General features: G+C 52.4%; 17 protein-coding genes. 2 read left to right on the top strand and 15 right to left on the bottom strand.

Annotated elements, in window-relative coordinates; all coding sequences use genetic code 11:
- Positions 1-114: 114 nt before the first annotated feature.
- A complete protein-coding gene (locus tag KI379_RS12945) occupies positions 115-678 on the top strand; it encodes an NAD(P)H-dependent oxidoreductase (protein ID WP_076165436.1) in 564 nt (187 codons plus the stop codon).
- Positions 679-762: 84 nt separating this feature from the next.
- Here KI379_RS12945 and KI379_RS12940 read toward each other — a convergent pair whose 3' ends face one another.
- The gene (locus KI379_RS12940; protein ID WP_105442922.1) at positions 763-1,122 is read right to left on the bottom strand and encodes a winged helix-turn-helix transcriptional regulator; all 360 of its coding nucleotides are present in this window, start codon (positions 1,120-1,122) and stop codon (positions 763-765) included.
- A gap of 130 nt (positions 1,123-1,252) precedes the next feature.
- A complete protein-coding gene (locus tag KI379_RS12935) occupies positions 1,253-2,086 on the bottom strand; it encodes a discoidin domain-containing protein (RefSeq protein WP_244879276.1) in 834 nt (277 codons plus the stop codon).
- Between the two features lie 423 nt (positions 2,087-2,509).
- Here KI379_RS12935 and KI379_RS12930 point away from each other — a divergent pair, with 423 nt between their 5' ends.
- Complete coding sequence (locus tag KI379_RS12930) at positions 2,510-3,448, top strand: tyrosine-type recombinase/integrase (RefSeq protein WP_212983797.1); 939 nt, start codon at positions 2,510-2,512, stop codon at positions 3,446-3,448.
- Positions 3,449-3,573: 125 nt separating this feature from the next.
- Here KI379_RS12930 and KI379_RS12925 read toward each other — a convergent pair whose 3' ends face one another.
- The 13 genes from KI379_RS12925 to KI379_RS12865 form a co-directional block, all read right to left on the bottom strand.
- Positions 3,574-4,983 carry a sulfatase-like hydrolase/transferase gene (locus KI379_RS12925; protein WP_212983796.1) on the bottom strand — a complete coding sequence of 470 codons (1,410 nt, stop codon included), beginning with the start codon at positions 4,981-4,983 and terminating at the stop codon, positions 3,574-3,576.
- On the bottom strand, positions 4,976-5,863 hold the full coding sequence (locus KI379_RS12920) for an AraC family transcriptional regulator (protein WP_076165449.1): 888 nt from the start codon (positions 5,861-5,863) through the stop codon (positions 4,976-4,978). Before KI379_RS12920 ends, KI379_RS12925 begins: the two co-directional genes overlap by 8 nt.
- A 30-nt stretch (positions 5,864-5,893) precedes the next feature.
- Positions 5,894-7,312, bottom strand: coding sequence for a sulfatase family protein (locus KI379_RS12915; protein WP_212983795.1), 1,419 nt, complete (start codon positions 7,310-7,312; stop codon positions 5,894-5,896).
- Positions 7,313-7,326: 14 nt separating this feature from the next.
- The gene (gene cysC / locus KI379_RS12910; RefSeq protein ID WP_076165454.1) at positions 7,327-7,881 is read right to left on the bottom strand and encodes an adenylyl-sulfate kinase; all 555 of its coding nucleotides are present in this window, start codon (positions 7,879-7,881) and stop codon (positions 7,327-7,329) included.
- 17 nt (positions 7,882-7,898) lie between these two features.
- Positions 7,899-8,903, bottom strand: coding sequence for a Gfo/Idh/MocA family protein (locus KI379_RS12905; RefSeq protein ID WP_089547330.1), 1,005 nt, complete (start codon positions 8,901-8,903; stop codon positions 7,899-7,901).
- Positions 8,900-10,318, bottom strand: a complete 1,419-nt coding sequence (locus KI379_RS12900) for a sulfatase family protein (protein ID WP_076165459.1) — start codon at positions 10,316-10,318, stop codon at positions 8,900-8,902. Before KI379_RS12900 ends, KI379_RS12905 begins: the two co-directional genes overlap by 4 nt.
- Before the next feature lie 33 nt (positions 10,319-10,351).
- Positions 10,352-11,155: a sugar phosphate isomerase/epimerase family protein gene (locus tag KI379_RS12895; protein ID WP_212983794.1), complete on the bottom strand. Its 804-nt coding sequence runs from the start codon at positions 11,153-11,155 to the stop codon at positions 10,352-10,354.
- Between the two features lie 57 nt (positions 11,156-11,212).
- Entirely contained in the window at positions 11,213-12,319 is a 1,107-nt protein-coding gene (locus KI379_RS12890) for a Gfo/Idh/MocA family protein (RefSeq protein WP_212983793.1), read from the bottom strand.
- Positions 12,320-12,487: 168 nt separating this feature from the next.
- The gene (locus tag KI379_RS12885; RefSeq protein WP_244879275.1) at positions 12,488-13,195 is read right to left on the bottom strand and encodes a carbohydrate ABC transporter permease; all 708 of its coding nucleotides are present in this window, start codon (positions 13,193-13,195) and stop codon (positions 12,488-12,490) included.
- 197 nt (positions 13,196-13,392) lie between these two features.
- The gene (locus KI379_RS12880) at positions 13,393-14,259 is read right to left on the bottom strand and encodes a carbohydrate ABC transporter permease (RefSeq protein WP_212983792.1); all 867 of its coding nucleotides are present in this window, start codon (positions 14,257-14,259) and stop codon (positions 13,393-13,395) included.
- Between the two features lie 21 nt (positions 14,260-14,280).
- On the bottom strand, positions 14,281-15,612 hold the full coding sequence (locus KI379_RS12875; RefSeq protein ID WP_212983791.1) for an ABC transporter substrate-binding protein: 1,332 nt from the start codon (positions 15,610-15,612) through the stop codon (positions 14,281-14,283).
- A 167-nt stretch (positions 15,613-15,779) separates the two neighbouring features.
- Positions 15,780-17,294, bottom strand: a complete 1,515-nt coding sequence (locus KI379_RS12870) for a response regulator transcription factor (RefSeq protein WP_212983790.1) — start codon at positions 17,292-17,294, stop codon at positions 15,780-15,782.
- Entirely contained in the window at positions 17,269-19,098 is a 1,830-nt protein-coding gene (locus tag KI379_RS12865; protein WP_212983789.1) for a cache domain-containing sensor histidine kinase, read from the bottom strand. The genes KI379_RS12870 and KI379_RS12865 overlap by 26 nt, the downstream gene beginning before the upstream one ends.
- Positions 19,099-19,163 lie beyond the last annotated feature (65 nt).

Here is a 19,163-nt window from a genome sequence, read left to right as displayed (position 1 = left end):
GGTTCACACTTACCATGATGTTAGTACCTGTACTAAAAGTGCGTACTTACAGCGTGGCGGGGTATTTTTTATACTCAATACGAAGTCATTATCGAACAAAGGAGGATCAATCCGATGAAAACCTTAGTCATCGTATCGCATCCAAGCATTGAAACGTCTGTCATTAATAAACGGTGGGTCCAAGAGCTCCATAAATACCCGGAAAAATACACGGTCCATGACTTGTACAAAGCTTATCCTGACCAATCCATTGATGTGGAAAAAGAGCAGCGTTTGGTGGAAACGCATGACCATTTGATGCTGCAGTTTCCAATCCAGTGGTTCAACTGTCCGCCTCTCCTGAAACAATGGCTGGACGAAGTGCTGGCATACGGCTGGGCTTATGGTTCGAACGGTGGCGACAAGCTAAAGAACCGCAAAGTCGCTCTTGGCGTCTCTGCAGGGATCAAAAAAGCGGATTACAGCGAAACAGGCAGGTACCGTTATACACTGGAGCAAATATTGGTTCCGTTTGAAACGACCTTCCGGTACTGCAATGCGGATTATCGTTCGGTTTTTGCATTCTACGGTACGGAGAGCGAGCCAGGTGAAAATGTGCCGGGCGCGGAAGCCGATCAGCCTGTGGACGAACTGGAACAAAGCGCGCGGAACTATTTGAAATTTATCGACTCCCTCTAAACCGGCAAATGGATATGGCCATTAAAAAAGAAGTATCTCCCTGTACGGGAAATACTTCTTCTAATGAGCCGAATTACGGGATGCCTATCGCTGAACAGCCTCAACGCCGGGAACAAAGTTATTCTCCCCCCACTCGCACATCAGATTTAGGACAGGGATGAGGGAAAGACCCCGTTCGGACAACGAATATTCGACCTTCGGGGGAACCTGAGGAAATTCCTTGCGTAAGACCAGACCGTCCGCCTCCATCTCTTTTAACATGACGCTAAGTGTTTTAAAGGAAATGGTTCCGATACTCCGCTGGAGTTCATTAAAACGCATCACTTGATGTTCGGACAACCAATACATGATGATCATTTTGTATTTGCCGCCGATTAAGGACAGTGTATATCCAAATCCGGTGTCTTTGAGCTTAACGCCGCCCGGAACACAGGTTTCCCGCACAGGAGCACCTTCCTTTCGCCAAGACGATCTGTCTCCATTATATAGGCTAAGTTCTTCAGCGTAAAAGGATGTGCAGGGAATAACGGCCGCTTGCCCGGTAAACGATGCTTACCCATCAAAAGATGCTTACCTATACATTTCTGCCGTATGCCTCAATCTGCGTCAGGGCCGGAAACGGCGTCTCATCGCCTTTGATCAAGCGCTTGAGCACCAGCCATTGGACCGTGCGGGGAGAGATGTCAAAGTATTGGATGCTGCGGATTTTTGCAGGATGGAGCTGCTCCTCTGACCCGTCGGAAAAAGCAACCGTGACTTCTTTCCACCAGCTGTCATGCGGAAAATCGCCGCGCAATACAAGGCCCAGCCGGTCAAGCTGCACCTTACGACCGAAATCCAGTGTCAGCTCGGCATCCGGCTGCTGGTTAATTCCCCAGGATTGATACGGGTAAGAACCGTGGCTGTAATTGGCATAGACGCCATCGATGGCGTTGCGGGCAAAGAAGGTCGGGTCATTTCGGGTTTCGACATTCGCATGAGCATGCGGGAAAGCGCCAGAGTCGTGCTTCTGGTCATGAGGGTTTAAGGCCAGATTACGGTACTGGCTGATCTCATTCTCCGTCGCATACCGGGCAGTAACATAATGCTTCGATCCGGCAAAAGCGTTCTCGGGATACGCTCGTTTGTACGCCAGCGGAATCTCGTATTCCCATGTGGTTCCCTTGACATAAATGAAAGACGGATTGAGCGTCTCATCCATCTGAACCACGATATACGAATCCGGCTGTTCCATCGTGACTCTAAACTTGTCGCCCTCGGCGTACTCCACACGCTGGCAGGCCAGATGCGTAAACCCTTCTTCTTCCCGTTCTATCAAATGGACATGCATCGTTTGCGAATCGCTGTACTCCTCCGTCCTCACTTCATCTTGACGATTCAATAACTCGAGCTTGATTGTCGGCATCATCGTTCTCTCCCCATTTCAGAGTATCAAATGAACTTGATTGGATTGATATAAACTAATAAGAACATTATATAACGGTTCATATGAACGCTAAAGAGATTTTTTAAGATTATAGAATTTATAAATTTCAGCGAAGCTGAACCATTCTATAATCGCAAGAAAAACTTCAACTAAACGCGGTCTGTCTTCTTTGAAGGTACGTCGATAGACGTTTTTCTTATCATCACCTGGTGATCCTTCAGCTTGATTTGGACAAGAAAATAATTGTAAAAGGTACGACAGACCCTGAATCGGCCTAAAATCCGGTCCCCCGTTTATTTGTGCCAAAAGCGCCCTAATATACAGCGTTTTTTGTTATACTAAAATTGCATTAAATCTATATTTAATGCAATTTATCTTTAAATCGATCAGGTGGGTGCCAAGCTGATGAAATATACGGAAGTTTTTGAGCAATATGAACGCGAAACGAAGCTGTTTGTTTCCTATATGAAGGATCGTGAATATTCACAAGAAACGCAGAATGCTTATTTTCATGATCTCAAGCATTTTTTGACGTCGCTGGACGGCAAAGCCGTTTCGGAAGTTTCAGAGATTGATGTAATGTATTTCCTGACCCGTGTGCGTGAGAGCGGCGCAGGCGCCCGGTACCGCAACCGGTGCCAGTCGGCCATCCGCCTCTTTTATAAAGTCATGATTCGATTCAAGTTAACGGACCATAATCCGGCGATGAATATTGAAAAAGCAAAGGTCGAGAAGAAAAAACAACCTGTGTATCTTCAAAAGCAGTTTCTCGATGCATGCCTGGGACTGGTTGAAGGAAGGTATATGATTCGGGACGTTGCGATCGTCGCCCTGATGGCCTATGCGGGACTTCGTGTCAGTGAGATCGTGAAGTTAAACATTTCGGAATTCGATCAGGAAGGGAACAACATCGGTGTGCTCGGAAAAGGGGGGAAATGGCGCTACATCCCCCTCCCTGCCGAAATGACCAACTTACTGCAAACATGTCTGAGCGAGCGGATCCCTCCCCGGAATGCCAAGGAAACGGCTTTTTTTATTTCCCAATTCCGGCGCCGTATCAGCAAACGAATGGTACAGAGTATCGCGGAAAAAACCTTTCAAGCCCTGTTCGAAAAGTATCCGCATTTATCGGGAAGAACGCTGTCCGCCCATAAGCTGAGACACTCTTTCGCTACGGATTTGCTGCACAACGGAGCCGACCTGCGGACGGTTCAAGAGCTGCTTGGCCATGAGGATATTTCCACGACCCAGATCTACACCCACGTATTGGATGAGGCCAAAGAGCGTGCGATGAATAATATCCGGCCGGCCATTCCAGGGGAGTTGTTGAATGGACAAGCTTAAACGGGCGGCAGAATTTATTTGGGGAACGCAAAAAGCTCCCGAATGACCGACCTGAGATGTGCAGGTCTTTTCATTGGGAGTATGAAGAACATAAGCTAATCTTGAGCCGATGGGGTCATCCGACGCTAATCGTTCAGCTTGGCGCCGCCCAGCAGCTGCTTCTGCATCCACTGGTTCGAGACGAGCGCATCCCCGTCCGCCTTTAGCTGATGATACAGCCGAGCGCGAAGTTCTTGCAGGATGCCGGCATGCTCCGCATCGCTGACTACATTATTCAGCTCGCCGGGATCAGATTGCAGCTGATACAATTCGTCGATATCCGTTGGATTCCAGATGTATTTCCACTGCCTGGTCCGGATCATACGCTGCGTATACAGGCCGAACTGCTGACCGTTGTATGTGGATACAACCGTGTCCCGCCACGGCTCAGTCAGTCCCTCGCCGGCAAGCAGCGGAAGCAGCGATTTCCCCTGCAGATGGCCAGGGTTACATAACTCAAGTCCCAGGATGGACAGTAACGTCGGAGGCAGATCCAGAAAATTATACACGAAATCATCGCAGGTTTGCCCGGGATACCGAGCGCCGGACCAGCGAATGATGAGCGGCACCCGAACGACATCGTCATATAAAATATAGTGCTTATCCATCATGCCATGCGAGCCGCACATATCACCGTGGTCGGCGGTAAAGATGACCATCGTATTCTCTGCGGCCCCTATGCGTTCCAGAGCATCCAGCACTTTGCCAATGGCATCGTCAAGCTGACTGATCAATCCGTAGTACCGGGCAACAATGGGCGCCCAGTTATCCCATGTAAAATGCTCCACGCCCCAGCTGAGCTGCTGCTGCCGCTGGATGTACGGCTTGCCCGCCAATGAGTCCCTGAATCCTTCCCACTCCGGCATGTCAGCGGGATCGTACATGTCATTATACGGCGCGGACGGCCTGCACGGCAGGTGCGGTTCTGAGAAATGCAGCGCCATGTGCCAAGGCTCCCCGCTGGAATGAAGGCGTTCCAGTTCCGCGGCTGCACGGTCTGCAAACCAATGCGTCTTTGCGTCCTCCAGCGGAATGGGATTACTCTCGCCGAAGTATCCGTTTGTAAAATGCACGTCCGGGTACTTCTTCTTGGCATATTCGTCGTACTCCGCTTCACCGAGATACGAATGATATCCATAGGCCGTCGCATCGTAATCGGGATTCACACCCCATTTCCCCAAGTAGGCACAGGAATACCCGTTTTCTGCAAGCGTCCTCGCCCAGGTGTAGGCATCAGGAGGCAGCGCCGCAACAGGAAGCGCCCCGCTGAAGTTCCACAAGGCGCCAAACGTTTCCGGCCGGCTGCCATGGAGCAGGGACTGCCTCGCCGGGCAGCAGACCGGCAACACGGAATACGCATGAGAGAACGCCGCGCCGCCTGCAACCAGCCGGTCCAAATTCGGCGTGCGGACCGGATGCTTACCACTGTAGCCCACGCAGTCGTACCGAAGCTGGTCCGCGGTGATCAGCAGTACATTGGGACGCGGATTACGCATGTGCACCGCTCCTGAACTCGCTCGGTGAGCAGCCGGCATGCCTCACGAAGAGCCTGCTGAAGAATGACGGATCGTCATAGCCGACGCTGGCGGCCACGGCAATCACCTTCTCGTCCGATTCGGCCAGCATCCGCTTGGCCCGTTCAATCCGGATTTCATGGAGGACGTCGAATACGCTCTTGTGGAATTCTTCCCTCATGATGCGGTTAAGCTGGCGGGTACTGACGTTAAATAAACCGGAAAGGGATTGGAGCGTAATTTTTTTATCGAAGCTCCGCTCCAAATAACCGTAGATCCGGCGGGCTGTCATCACCCGGTCCAGCTGGCGCGGCGAAGCATAGCTTTTACGGCTGTGCATAAGCGCGTAATATCGAGAGAGGAGCACCAGCAGCTCCACCAGCTGAAGCTTGATCACCGTCGTATGCCCCAGGACGCGCGCTCCGATTTCCCGGATCATGCTGTCAAGCAGCGTAAGGACGGAAGCCGCTTCCTGTCCGAGCAGGTTTAAATGATGATTGAAACGGACGTCATGCTTCAGGAAAGGATGCACATAGAAGTAATCCATCGAAGTGGTAATCTCCAGCTCCCTGAGCAGGGCGTCCGAAATGAAGGACGGCATGAACAGACAGTTGATGATTTCCATCTTCTCTCCTTGTTCCACGTCATAGGCATGTATCTCGCCCGGGTTGATAATGAACACGTCCCCTGCCCGGATGTCATAACGCGTTCCTTGAAAGATATGACTCCCTTTTCCCTTCACAACGTAGACGAGCTCGACGAATTCATGCCCATGCTCGGCAAGCGATCCCTGCTCGGTCCGTGTGATCCAGAACGGAAATTCTTCCTTCATGTAGCCCCGGCTATTGAGAATTTCCTGCACACAGCAGCACCTCCTTCTGACCGTTAGCCATTAATGGCAGGACGAAGCTGCCTGATCAAACCGCTCCCGCCGCGGATCCCGCTGCCATTCGTCCCAGCTCATGCCGGAAGCGGACAGAATTTGCTCGATCCGTCTCCGGAACGGCAGCCCTGCCTCGACGAGCTGCCGGATCATCGGATCCTCGCGGCCGCCGAGCTTGCTGCTGACCCATTCGCCGATTTCCTGTTCGAATTGATCGGCGAGCTCCGGAAGCTGATCCGCCAGATTGTCTTTTTCGGCGGGGTCGGCGATCAGATCATACAATTCCCTTGGCGGACGGGTGAACGGCCCCGAATCGTACGTTCGGATGAACTTGTACCTCGATGTCCGAATGGCTCTGGCTGCCTGCCAGGCGCATTCGCTCAAAAATATTTTCTCCGCCGTTCCTTCGGCTTCTCCTCGAATCGCCGGCCATAAACTTTTGCCGTCCAACCCGATAGGATCAGTTAGCGTAGCAAGGTTAATATGTGAAGGGTGCTCTTGACGGATCGACTCCAGAACGGTCGGCAGCAGATCTACCTGCTGAACCAGCCCATGCACTCTCTTTCCGGATGGAATTCTGCCCAGCCATCGCATGATGAGTGGAACGTGGACGGTCGGTTCGTACAATCCGCAGTGGTCCCAGTATATATCGTGCTCCGTCAGGCTTTCCCCATGATCCCCGAAAAGAATCAGCAGGGTATCCTCGGCAATTCCCAGTTTCTCCAGATGGTCGTCCAGCTCCTTCAACCGGTCGTCTAAATACCGGATTTCTGCGTCGTAGAGCGCATCATAATAAGCACTGTCCGTTACCGGTCCGACCAAATCGTAGTGGTGGTGTTTAAAAAACGGATATGCCGGGTGATTATACGCCCGCTCCATGCTGCGGTTGGCCGGATCATAGGGATCACGGCCGCTGTCGTAAAATTCGGGAATATAGTCTGCCGGCGGCAAATAAGGCGTGTGAGCATCCCAGTAATGGAGGAACAGAAAAAAATTCTCCTCCCGATGCGCCTCAATCCACGGGAATGCCAGCTCGTTGACCGTCACGCCGTCGATCCAGCGGTTGCCGCCGACGCTGTTCGTATAATAGCGGTAACCTCTGGCGAACCATTCCTTCAATTGATACAAATTGTCTACCGCCGAGGTCGTGAATCCGGCGCTTCGCAGCATTGTCGGCAGCCATGGCACCGACTTCGGCAGGTGAGCCAGCTCGGAACCATGCGATACAACGCCTGTTGTGAGTCCGATTTTGCCCGTGAAAATCCCGGTATGCGCCACTTCCGTCGGAATATCCGCGGCATACGCCCGTTCGAAGAGAACGCCCTGGGCGGCGATCCGGTCCATATGCGGACTTGTCGGCTTGGTGTAACCATACCCGGTTAACCGGGAAGCGCGAAGCGTATCCAGCGAAATCAAAATGATTTTCATCCGTCGTAGTCCTCCTAAGGAGCTGCCTTTTTTAGCGGTGCCCTGCGATTCAGCCAGGATAGAATCTGATCGCTGTTGTGCTGAAGCGAATGGGATGATGTGCAAATCGTGATGTCGGGATCGGAAGGGATGTCGTAAGGATCGGATATTCCGGTGAAATGCTTCACCTCTCCCCGCCTTGCTTTGGCATACAGGCCCTTCACGTCACGCCGCTCGCACTCCTCCAAAGGACATTTAACATACACTTCGACGAAACCCGGAATTTCTTGCCTTGCGTAGTCTCTCATTTCAGCATATGGCGTGATGGCGGATACGAGCACATGGACTCCGTTACGGGCAAGGAGCTTAGAGACGTAGGCGATTCTTTTAATGTTCTCAAACCGCTCCTCACGGCTGAACCCGAGGCCTTTGCAAATCGTTTCCCGCAGCTCGTCGCCGTCCAGCAGTTCTGCGCGGACTCCCCGCTGCAGCAGCTCATTCGCCACATAACGGGCCGTCGTCGTTTTGCCGGCGCCCGAAAGGCCGGTAAACCATAACACCGTTCCTTTCTCTTCCTGCCTTATATTCATCCTTAAGTACCTCCTGCTTATGGGCTGGTCGGCACCTCTACGGGTATTCCGCCGGACTGATGCGATCGGATAGCCGCTTCGATGACTTCCTGTGCGGCGAGCGCATCCGAGCCGGAAGCCTCGATGTCTTCTGGGGTAGCTCCTCCCTTGATCTGTTCGATCAAGCGGTTGATCCGGTGCTTGAACGTGTCGTCAAAACCCTGCATCCCGCCGAACAATGGATTGCGCAGCACCGTAAGTTCATCCGATTGATGCGGATAATACGTCATGCTCTCATAGACGTTGTCGATGACGATCCGGCCTGTAGTGCCGGCCGCTTCACAGAACTCGATCGGGTGGCGCATGGAGGCGTCGTAACTGCCGGTTAGATGACCGACTGCTCCTGAATCGAACTCCATGTTGACGGAAACGGTCGACCACGAATTCCGCCCCGGCGCTTTCGTCATGAATGCCTGCACCCGCTTCACGTCGCCGGCGAAGTAGCGCATGACGTCGATGGAATGCGGATGGAGCGCACGCATGTGCAGCCACTCCGTATCCTCCTGCCGGTTTGAAATGGTTAGCCGCATGTTCATATACAGCATGGAACCGAGCTTCCCTTGTTCGATGAGTTCCTTAGCCTTGTACGCGGCAGGCGTAAAGCGGTGATTCAGGTTGCAGGCGAGTCTTATGCCTTTTTCCCGGGCCAGGGCGACCATGCTGCGGGCCTCTTCGATCCGGTTCGATATGGGTTTCTCGACGAGCACGTCTTTTCCTGCTTCGATCGCGATAACGGCAGGCTCGAAATGATGGCTCCCTTTCTCAACCCCTGCCGTCGCCACGGCCACCATATCCACAGACTCTGCGGCGAGAAGTTCACGCAGATCTGTGTAGAAAGGAACGCCATGCTCGAGTCCCGCCGCTTCAGCGCGTTCCGCTATAAGGTCGCATACGGCGACAAGTTCCGTATCCGGGTGCTGCTTGTATGCCCGGCAGTGAATCTTGCCAATATGATTCACACCGACGACAGCAACCCTGATCATCGGGATTCCGCCTTTTCCTTCGCCTGCAGCGAACGCGCCTTTTTGATGGACCCGATGTGAAGGGAATCATACACTTCCTGGGACGAGGTGAATTTCTTGCCTGTTCCATGCCAATTCAGATTGGTATAGATCGGGTTGACTCTTTGGGTCTCATGCTCTCTCTTGGCGATGTGATCCTCCATCCGTTTCGTAAGCAACGCAACGACATCCGGCTCCTGCTCCGCGACATTATGATTTTCTTCGGGATCAAGAATGAGATTATACAGCTCCACCTCAGGCTTGAAATGGAAGTCCGGTTCAAGCGCCCGGATCAGCTTCCATTCCGGTGTGCGCCAGCCATGCTTGCGCATCCAGGTGCACTCGGTGATATAAAATTCGCTGATCCGGTTCCGCTCCTCACCTGCGATCGTCTTTCGCAGACTGCGACCGTCAAACTTCGTCTCCACCGGAATTTCCAGGAGATCCAGAACCGTAGGCATCACGTCCGAAATGACAGTGACGTCGGATACCCGCTTACCGGCCGGTACGCGGCCAGGAAACTTGATGATGAGCGGGACGACCAACGTGCAGTCGTACATCCCATGATGGTCGAAATAACAATCGTGCTCATACAGCGTCTCACCATGATCGGCGGTGATGATCACAAGCGTGTCATCCTCCAGGCCCATCGCGCTGAGCTTGGCAAAAATGGTTTGAATGCAGGCATCCATATAGGCAACAGCCCCGTCATACTGCGCGGTCACGTATTCCTGGTCGGTGACCCCTTCCGGAATCCAGGATTTCAAAAAATCGGCAAACGGTTTGAATGCGTAGACCGGTTCCATGGAGCGGTTGCCGGGATCTTTTTCGTCACTGCCGTAAAACATCCGTTCGTACGGCGCGGGCGGCAAATAGGGGGAATGCGGATCCATATGCCGCAAAAAGAGGAAAAACGGTTTGTTGTCTGCTGCCAAGCGTTCCAGCTCAGGTACGGCCACTTCGTTCAAATTTTGCGCTTTCGGCGTTCGTCCCGTTTCATCGGGCAGCCAAGCCTCGTAATCCAGATACGTACCGAATCCGCGCGAGGACGGATTGCCGGTAAAACCGATACAAGTCGTGTTATAACCATGATCGCCCAGCGTTTCAGCCAGAGTCTGCACATGATCGCCCAATGGTCCTTCATGGCGGAGTGCCACGACGTCCGTTCCGAACACGTCCATGCCGGTCAGCATAGACGCGTAGGCCGGAGTGGTCGGAATGCTGGGGCTGAAATGCTTCTCGAACAGGACGCCATCCTTTGCCACGCGGTCGATATATGGGGTCGTCAGCTTTTCGTAACCATACGAGCTCATATGATCACGCCGGAGGCTGTCGATGCCGAAAATAATGACGTTTGACTTACGCTTAGGCTCATTCTTACGCTTACGGTTGCTCATGTCGATTGAGTTCACTCCTTACCAAATATGGATTTACCGCGCACCCAAGTTCTTGAGGATCGCGTTCAAGTAGCCGTACGATTCAGCCGCAACGATGGATACCTGCGCCAGCGAATGCTCCGGTGAAGCGCCGATGACCTCTAACACGACCGGGCCGTCATACCCGCCGTCGACCATGGCTTTACAGTAGCCGTACAAATCAATGTCTCCTCTTCCGCACGCCTGCAGCTCGATCGGACCAGGGCCTTGGTCCTTCCCAAGGCAGTCACGGATATGGATGTGATTTACTCGATTTAACACGGCTGGAAGCGCCTCCTCGGCTTGCTCGCCGGCGCGGTGAATATGGCTCGGGTCCATGTCAATGCCGAACGCCGGGGATGGGATAGCCTCCATGGCCCGCAGCGTTGTTGGCGTATTGTGGATCGCGTTGCCTACATGGGCTTTGACACACAGCGTTACGCCAAATGACGCCGCCTTCTCAGACATGCTGGCCAGCTTATCGATCGATGCGGCGAGGTCTTCCTCGACATTCATCTTGCCCCCTGGACCGACGTTCACGATCGGGATCTTCATCTCGGCGGCCGCCTCGAACGCGGGAAGCAGCCGCTGCTCATCGAGCGATGCCACTTCCGTCGAAAGAAGGGACAGGCCGTTCTCTTGTACGATTTCGAGCAGCTCGTTCTTCTGCTCCTTCCAGCGGCTAAGGTCCAGATGTTCGCACATCCCCTGGATGGCGGCAATTTCGACTCCGTCGTAACCGCAGAGCGCGATTTGCTTCGCCGCTTCCGCAAAGCTGAAATGCTTGAATAATACGGAATTGACCCCTAACTTGATCATCTCGGGTTTTCCTCCTTGTTCTTCGAATATTCGAATAATGGATATCATCCGGAATTCTTACTTCAAGTACAGCGGATCTCCATGCAGCGGCGGCAGCGGATGCGGCCGAACGACTTCGCCGCCGAGTTCGTAGGACTCCTGAACCGCATGAACGTATTCCAACACGGCCAGCGCATCGCGGCCGCTGGCGCGCAGCTGGTCCTGTGATACCTTGTTCTCTACATCCTCCAGGAAGGCGTGCAGCCGGTTGTTGAACGTCCGGTTAAAATCGTTTGTGCCAAAATCGGTGACGACCGGCTCCGGTTGAACGCTGATCGCAGCGATGCCCTTCTCCGCTTTCCAAAATGAAACCTTCTCGACGCAATTTTCGATGCAGAATGTTCCCTTGGATCCAGCCACCTCCAGGCTCCACCAGCCGCCGAGCCCATACACCGCATCGCCCCGCTGGCTAAGAAGGTACCCGACGCCGCCATTCGCAAACTTGACATGAATGCTGTTGATGGACACCATCACGTCTCCGGCGCTGCGGCGGAACCCCGGGCGGTCCGAGAACGTTTGGATGTGGGTGATGTCTCCGCAGAAATGCCGCATCACACTGAACGGATGGGTCAGAAACGCCCGCATGTGAAAATACGGATGCCCGCTGATTTTCGCGGAGCCGGCAGGCGCATAATTCGCTTCCCCGCCGTTGAAGCCCATTTTGGCAAGACAATACACAAGCTCGCCGATATCTCCGCCGTCCACGTAAGCCTTCGCCTTCTCTGCAGGAGCGGTGAAATAGTGATTCAGGTTGCATCCGAGATACACCTTCTGCTTCTCCGCGAACGCAACGAGTTCGCGGCCTTCGCGGACATCATTGCAGAGCGGCTTTTCGACGAGCACATGCTTGCCGTAACCGATCGCTTCCATCGCCGGTTCGAAATGCCAGCTCCCGTTATCAATCCCTCCGGTCGTAATGTCCACGACCTGCAAATCCGGCTCGTTCTCGATCATGTCCTTCAAGCTGTAATAGGCTTTGACGCCGTGTCTTTCCGCAGCGGCATTCGCGCGTTCCCGAACGACGTCACATACCGCTACAACATCCGCCAATTCGTCATCCTTATAACAATTGGCGTGGTTATTCCCGATTCCATTCATGCCGACGATTCCGATTTTGACCGCCATGTCCTCATCCCTTTCACCCGTTATTGATTCGCTGCTCCACAATTAGAAGATCTGTAACCGTTTTCTAATAACATCATAATTCCCGTGTTTTTCAGATTCATGGTCGATCGGGACAGAAACCGCACCGATCCGGACGATTTGTGATGCACATTTAGCCGGGTCATTCTTCTAGCCTTTGACCGCCCCTGCCGTCATCCCCGCCACGATTTTCTTGTTAAAGAAAATAAAGAGAATGAGCGGCGGGATCGAGATCAGCACGATGTCCGCAAACAGCAGGTTCCATGATGTCGTGAACCGGCTCATGAAATTGTACAGCGTCAGCTGGATCGTGGCGTTGTCCGCGCCGGGGAAAAAGTAAAGCGGATTGACAAAGTCGTTAAACACATTGATGGACGTCAGCACGATCACAGTCGAGGTCACCGGCTTCAATAGCGGAAAAATGATGCTCAAAAATAACCGGCCGCCGCCGCATCCGTCGATCAAAGCGCTCTCATCGACTTCACGGGGGAGCGTCGCCACAAACGCTTTGTACAGAATCGCCGCAAACGGAAAATGAAGCGCGACTTCGATAAGCGTGATTCCCGCCAGCGTCTTAAACAAGCCGATGGAATCGAGCACCCAGATCGTTGGCACGATGGCCGGCGGGATCATCAGCCCGGCGAGCACAAGAAAATTAATGAAGGAGGACATCCTCCCTCCTTCCCTGCGCTGCAGCACGAAGCCGGCCATCGCCGCCACAATAACGAGGATGCTGATGGACAGGACGGTGAGCAGCGTGCTGTTGATGAATGCGCGGATCAGCATGTAATCCGAGGCGGTCAGGACGGCTTTATAATTGTCCAGGAAATGAAAGCTGGTCGGCCAAGCCATGCTCATATCAGCAGATTCCGCCTGATTCTTAAGCGAATTGATGATGACAAAGTAAAAGGGAATCCAAAAGATCAAGGTACTCAGAAGGAGTGCCACGATACCCAGAGCGATTTTCCTCACCCGTTTAGATAGCCTGCCGTCAGCGCGCTCACTCCTGATTCCGCGGATGCCCCTGATCATGTGATTGCTGCTTATATCTTTGCTCATAAGTTCACCTCGCTTTTCGTCAGGAACTTATAGAGCGGAAACGCCAGCACCGAGACGGCGATGAACAAGATCACGTTACCAGCCGTAGCGAGCCCATAGAAACCGGCCTGGTACTGCTTGTAAATAATGGAGGCGATCAGGTCGGTCGTAAAACCGGGTCCGCCCTTCGTCATCGCCCAAATCAAATCGAAGGAGCGCAGGCCGCCGATGAGTGCAAGAATAATGACGGAGTTCATGGCCGGCCGGCTCAGCGGCAGCGTAATGTTCCAAAAAGCGGAATAGTTGTTCCCTCCGTCAATCTTCAAGGCTTCGTAATATTCCTGGGGAATCGCCGATATCCCTGCGATATAGATGACCGTAGCGACGCCGACGCCCTTCCAGACATCGACCATCGCAACGGACAATAACGCGATTTTTGTATTGCCCAGCCAATCCGGACCGGTGATGCCGAGAGAGGCCAGGACGGTGTTGAACATCCCGTGCGAAGGGTGCATCATCGTGGAAAATGCGATCCCCACAGCGATCGTACTTAACAAGGTCGGAAAGAAAATAACCGAACGCAAATAGTTTTTGAACAGAATCCTGGACGTAAGGAAGGCACCTAGCAGAAGACCAAGCACGACTTTTAACCCGCAGGTCACGACGGCATACACGAGCGTGTTCCGGAATCCGATGCTCAGCGACGTTTCGGAGAAAAACGTGGCATAGTTCTCAAAGCCGATATACGTCCATTTTGTTAAGGTCCATCTCGTCATGCTGAAGAAAAACGAAAGGATGGTAGGGAGCAAATAAAAGACGAAGTAAATGATGCCGGCTGGCAGTAAAAAGAAATACGAATACGTTCTCATCTTGGTTTTGGTCATGAAGTTCTCCTTTCTCGGCGGTTACCAGCCAGGAAGATTCAGCTGCTGCGCCTGTTTCTCCACGTCCTTGTCGTAGTCTTCGGCCCCTTTCTTTCCTGTGCTGATGCCGCTGCCGACAGCGACCGTAATGTTTTCGAGGTTCGGCCCTTTGACCGGGGAAACGAATTCAAGCGCTGGAGCAGTGTGCCCCTCGTCGAAATAATGCTGCATGTCTTTTACGGCACCGTAAGAATCGTCCGGCAGTGTGGCGCCTTTGATCACGTATGGTCCCGCCGCTTTCACCTTGGAAGCGAATACGGCCTGACCTTCCGGAGAGACAAAATAGTCCACCCATTTCTTTGCCGCGTCGGCATTTTTAGTGTCTTTGTTGATATACAGGCCGCTCGGCATCCATATGGTCAGCCCGTTTACGTCCACGCTGTCGCTCGGCTGGGCGAAAAATCCGATGTCGTCGATCTGGTCCGGCGTATTGGCCATGATCGTGTCGAGTCCGCTGGACAGCATCGGGTAATGCACGCCTTCGCCGGTGGCCAGCATTTTCAGCGCCACGTCATAGGTCGTTGCCAGAAAATCCTTATTCATATAGCCCTTCTTGTACACTTCTTCGATCTTTTCGAAGCCGCGAAGCGCCGCAGGCGTGGTTGCATACTTGACCTTGTTGGCCGTGTAATCCGCCGCGAAATTCGGCACTTGCGCCTGAACGTTATAGAAGTCGGCCAGCACAAACAACTGTGAAGTCCAAGTATCCTTGTAGGAAGCGAGAACGGCGGTTTTGCCCGCTGCTTTGATCTTTTCGTTGTTGGCCATGAATTCATCCCATGTTTTCGGTACGGATAAGCCAAGGTCGGCGTAAACCTTTTTGTTGTAGAGAATGCCCCCTGCATTGGTGGATCCCACAGGAGCGCCGTATACTTTTCCGTTGGATGTGACAACCGTCTTGAAGGAATCGAGCACATTCGCCATAAAAGGTTCGCTCGTAACATCCATGAAGTGCTCTTCCGGATTTAGCGCCAGAAAAAGCGATCCGGTGTTATATACGAGCAGATCATCCATATCGCCGGTGGCCAGGCGTGTCTTGACCAGATTGTCGCCTTCCCCGCCGTCCGGTTTAATATCGAATTCGATAGCGATATTCAGCTTTTTCTCGGCCTCTGCCGCCACGGCTTTCAGCGCCTCCAGGGTTGTACCTGTGTTGCCGACCATCAACGTCAGTGTCGTCTTTTTCGAAGTCGAACCGGCGGTTCCGGTATCGCCTTCGGCGGCATTGCCCCCTCCCCCACAGCCTGCAAGCAGCGTCATCATCAACACAATACTGGTAACGAATGCAAGCGGTTTGCTCTTCGTCGTCTTCATGTTTATACAACCTCCCTAACTGATTCCTTCATTGGATCCTGCGGATTGCTCAAAGGTTGAATGCGTTTTCGATGGGAGAAACGATGCAGCATCAAGGGCCCGGGTTCCCTCGTAAATTAAGATTAGATGGATTACGGATGGGTGAACACCTGTGCTTTTGCCCATTTTTAGGGGGTGAATTTTCTTTTTTGCATTTGAACGTATGTTTTAGGGGGGGCGCCGACGATTCGTTTGAATACTTGGCTGAAATGCTTTGGATCCTCATAACCGACAAGTCTGCTGACATCCGTGATGCGGGCTCCCTCACTCAGCAGCGTTTTGGCTGCTTCGATCCGGTGCCTGATCAAATAGTCTGAGAAGGTGTACCCCGTCTGGGTTTTAAACAGGCGTGACAAATAACCGAGGCTTACGTGATGTTCCGCGGCAAACTGCTGAAGTGAAAGATCATGCTCATAATTCGAATGGATATGATTTAACAGAATGGGGACAAGTTCCTTGGGTTTCTGATCTAAAGGTGTCTGCCCGCCGAACAGCCCGAATACTTTACGGGTGAGCCAGCCGGACAATTCATCATACGTAGTGAATTCGTGAAGTACATGCATGTCGTCATGGAGCGCTGCGATCCGGGTGTCCCGCTTGGTAGAAGCATGAAGGTTATATTTGAGCGAATAAAAAAGATCACTAATGAACAGCGTCAGCTGCTTCAAAGTCAGTTGATGATGCTTCAATTCATGAACTATGCTCTGAATCGTATCTTTCCCCTTTTGAATTTCTCCCTGTGCGATAAAATTTTGGAGCAGCCTGGCACGATCCCATATTTCGCCGATTTCAGCCTCTACAGTGCATGTGTCTGGCGTTACGTATGTGGACATCCCGAACTTCTTCTGCTCCTCGATCATTTTGTTCAGTGCCGTATAGCTGGAGTGCAGGGGCTCCCCCTTCTTCTTGATGACGTAACCCATGTGCACTTGAATTCCGGAACGGATCAATTGTTGATAGAGCATTTGAAGGCAGGAAGTGCAATATGCAACAAGCTGTTCATCCTCTAAGGCTGCCAACAGGACCTTCCGCTTCGCGCCAACGTCGATGCCGTAGAGGTCTTGTTCCCGCAGCCGCTTGAGAAATATCGATCGTACGCTGCCGAGCGCTATATCCTTCCCGCCCTCTTCCGAAGCATGGCCATTTATTTGCAGTAATGCTGCGAAATACAGGCTCCCGGTAACCGATGCCATATACTCATTCTCCGGGGTCTCTGGAGACAAAAGCATCTGTGTGACGGCTGCATGCATACGTTCGGTTTTTCTTTTCGTATCGTTTGTAATTTGAAGAAGCGTTTGATCGATGGCCGCGTATAAAACCTCCTTGCGCACAGGCTTCAGCAAATAGTCGATGACTCCCATTTTTATTCCCTGCTGGGCATAGGTAAACTGGTCATGTACGCTCAGCACGATCGCTTTGAGGTCTGGGTGGACGCCGATTAACGCTTTGATCAATTCCAGCCCGTCCATCCCCGGCATCGTGATGTCGGTCACTACCAGGTCGGGCGTGTTCTCATAGGCTGCGGCCAACGCTTCATCTCCGCTGCCAAATGCAAAAATGCGGTGCTGCGCCTCATGGATCCGGAACAATTCGACGAGCTCCGCAAGCGCCCAATGCTCATCCTCCACCAGAAATATATTCATCCGAACCCTCCTCCTTATTCCAGCTGTCGTGATCCCTAAACGGTAACGTAATCCGGACGATCGTCCCTCCACCCTGGCTGCTCTCCAGCTCCATCCCGTATTCAGCCCCATAGAACAACCGAATCCGTTCACGGATATTGCTGAGTCCGATGCCATACGGCTGGTCTTGAATGCGGCGGCTCGAATGTGCAGCATGCTGGAGTGCGCTCCGCAGCCCTTCCAGCTGCTCCTTGTCCATGCCTTTGCCGTTATCGGACACCTCGATGACGAACGAGCTGCCGTTTTGAATCGCCCGAAGGTCAATCCTTCCGCCGGACTTCATGTTACCCAGTCCATGGATGATGGCGTTTTCGATCAGAGGCTGTATCGTTAATTTCAATACCGATGCATGGAGCAGATGCTCAGGGACGGACACGTGAAGCTCGAACCTGCTGCCGAAACGGTGATGCTGGATGTTCATGTAATTTTCGATATGGTTCAGTTCCTCTTGAAGGGGGACCGGGTGCTGCAAATTTTTCATGCTGTATTGGAACAGCTCTGCGAGCGATTCCGACATTTCGGCAACCTCCTCGATACCCCGGACACGGCTGATTGACTTCATGATGTTCAGGGTGTTGTACAAAAAATGAGGATTGATCTGCGCCTGCAGCGCCGATAACTGGGCATTTTTCTCCGCCAATTTGGATTCGTATACTTCGTTGATCAGGCGGGAAATGCTGTCCAGCATGTTGTTGTAAATCCGGCTCAGCCTGCTGATTTCGTGATTTCCTGTAACGGACATGTACTGGCTGAAATCGCCCTGCTCGACCCGCGTCATTTTCTTCATCAAGTTACGCAGCGGAATCGTGATCTGGTGAGACAAAAGATAAGACACGAAGGCGATCAGGACTGTGGCGAGCAGCCCGGCAAGAGCGAGAATATACTGCGACTTCTTCTGTTTGGACAGTAAAAAATCTTTCGGCGTAAGAATGACCGTATTCCATTTGGTATAATCCGAATGTTCGATCGTGTACAGGTAACGCTGCCCCATCCACGTCAGTTCCCCCGAGTGAGGCGATTTCTGAAATGCGGACTTGCCCAGTCCCGAATGGGTGTTTCCGGTCAGTTCGTCCTTGTCGTCGTAAACGATGTCTCCCTGGTCCGTCACAATGAGAACCCTCATGCTCCGTTCAAATTCGTTGGCATCGGACATGACGAGCATGTCGTTAATCACGTTCACATTGATGTTGATCTTCATATACGCGAGGGTGTCCCGATAAGGGATGCGGTTGATGTTCCGCACGAATGAGATGACCTTCTCCCGGCGGTCTCCTCCGGTATTTTCCTCACAGACAGGCAGTAAAACGAACTTGTTTGTCATGATTTCGGCTGTCCGGGGATACCAGATTTCATCTTCCAGATGAAAACTGACTTTAGGTCCGCTGGCTTTCGATACAAAATAAGCATTATGGTCCAAAGTAAACAGGTAAATGCTCTGCAACTGGGATCTCGACTGTAAATGCGTGAACAGCCGATTGTTGATCGTGAGTTCGATTTCGTTCTGCTCCACAGGATCGTGGGAATGGTAATGATCGATCAGGCTGTTTTGGATGATGGAATCCCCGATGATCGACACGGATAATTTTTCAATGTCCTGAACATACAGCTCGAACGTCCTGCTGAACTGCCTCGTAATCGTATCCGATAGTGCGAACGTTTGGCTTTTGATATCGCTTACATTTTTGTAGTCAAACATCAGGCAGGTCAACGTCACGATAAACAGGGATACCGCCGAGAATGCGATAAACATTTTTGTTTTCAGCAAATAGTCGTTCCACCGTTTGATAGGGCTCTCCTCCCTTTATCCATGCCATGTTCTTGAGGAAATCC

It is taken from the genome of Paenibacillus cineris, assembly GCF_018333335.1.
In the GTDB taxonomy this organism is placed as follows: domain Bacteria; phylum Bacillota; class Bacilli; order Paenibacillales; family Paenibacillaceae; genus Paenibacillus_AQ; species Paenibacillus_AQ favisporus.
This window is presented reverse-complemented; position numbering and strand designations above follow the sequence as displayed.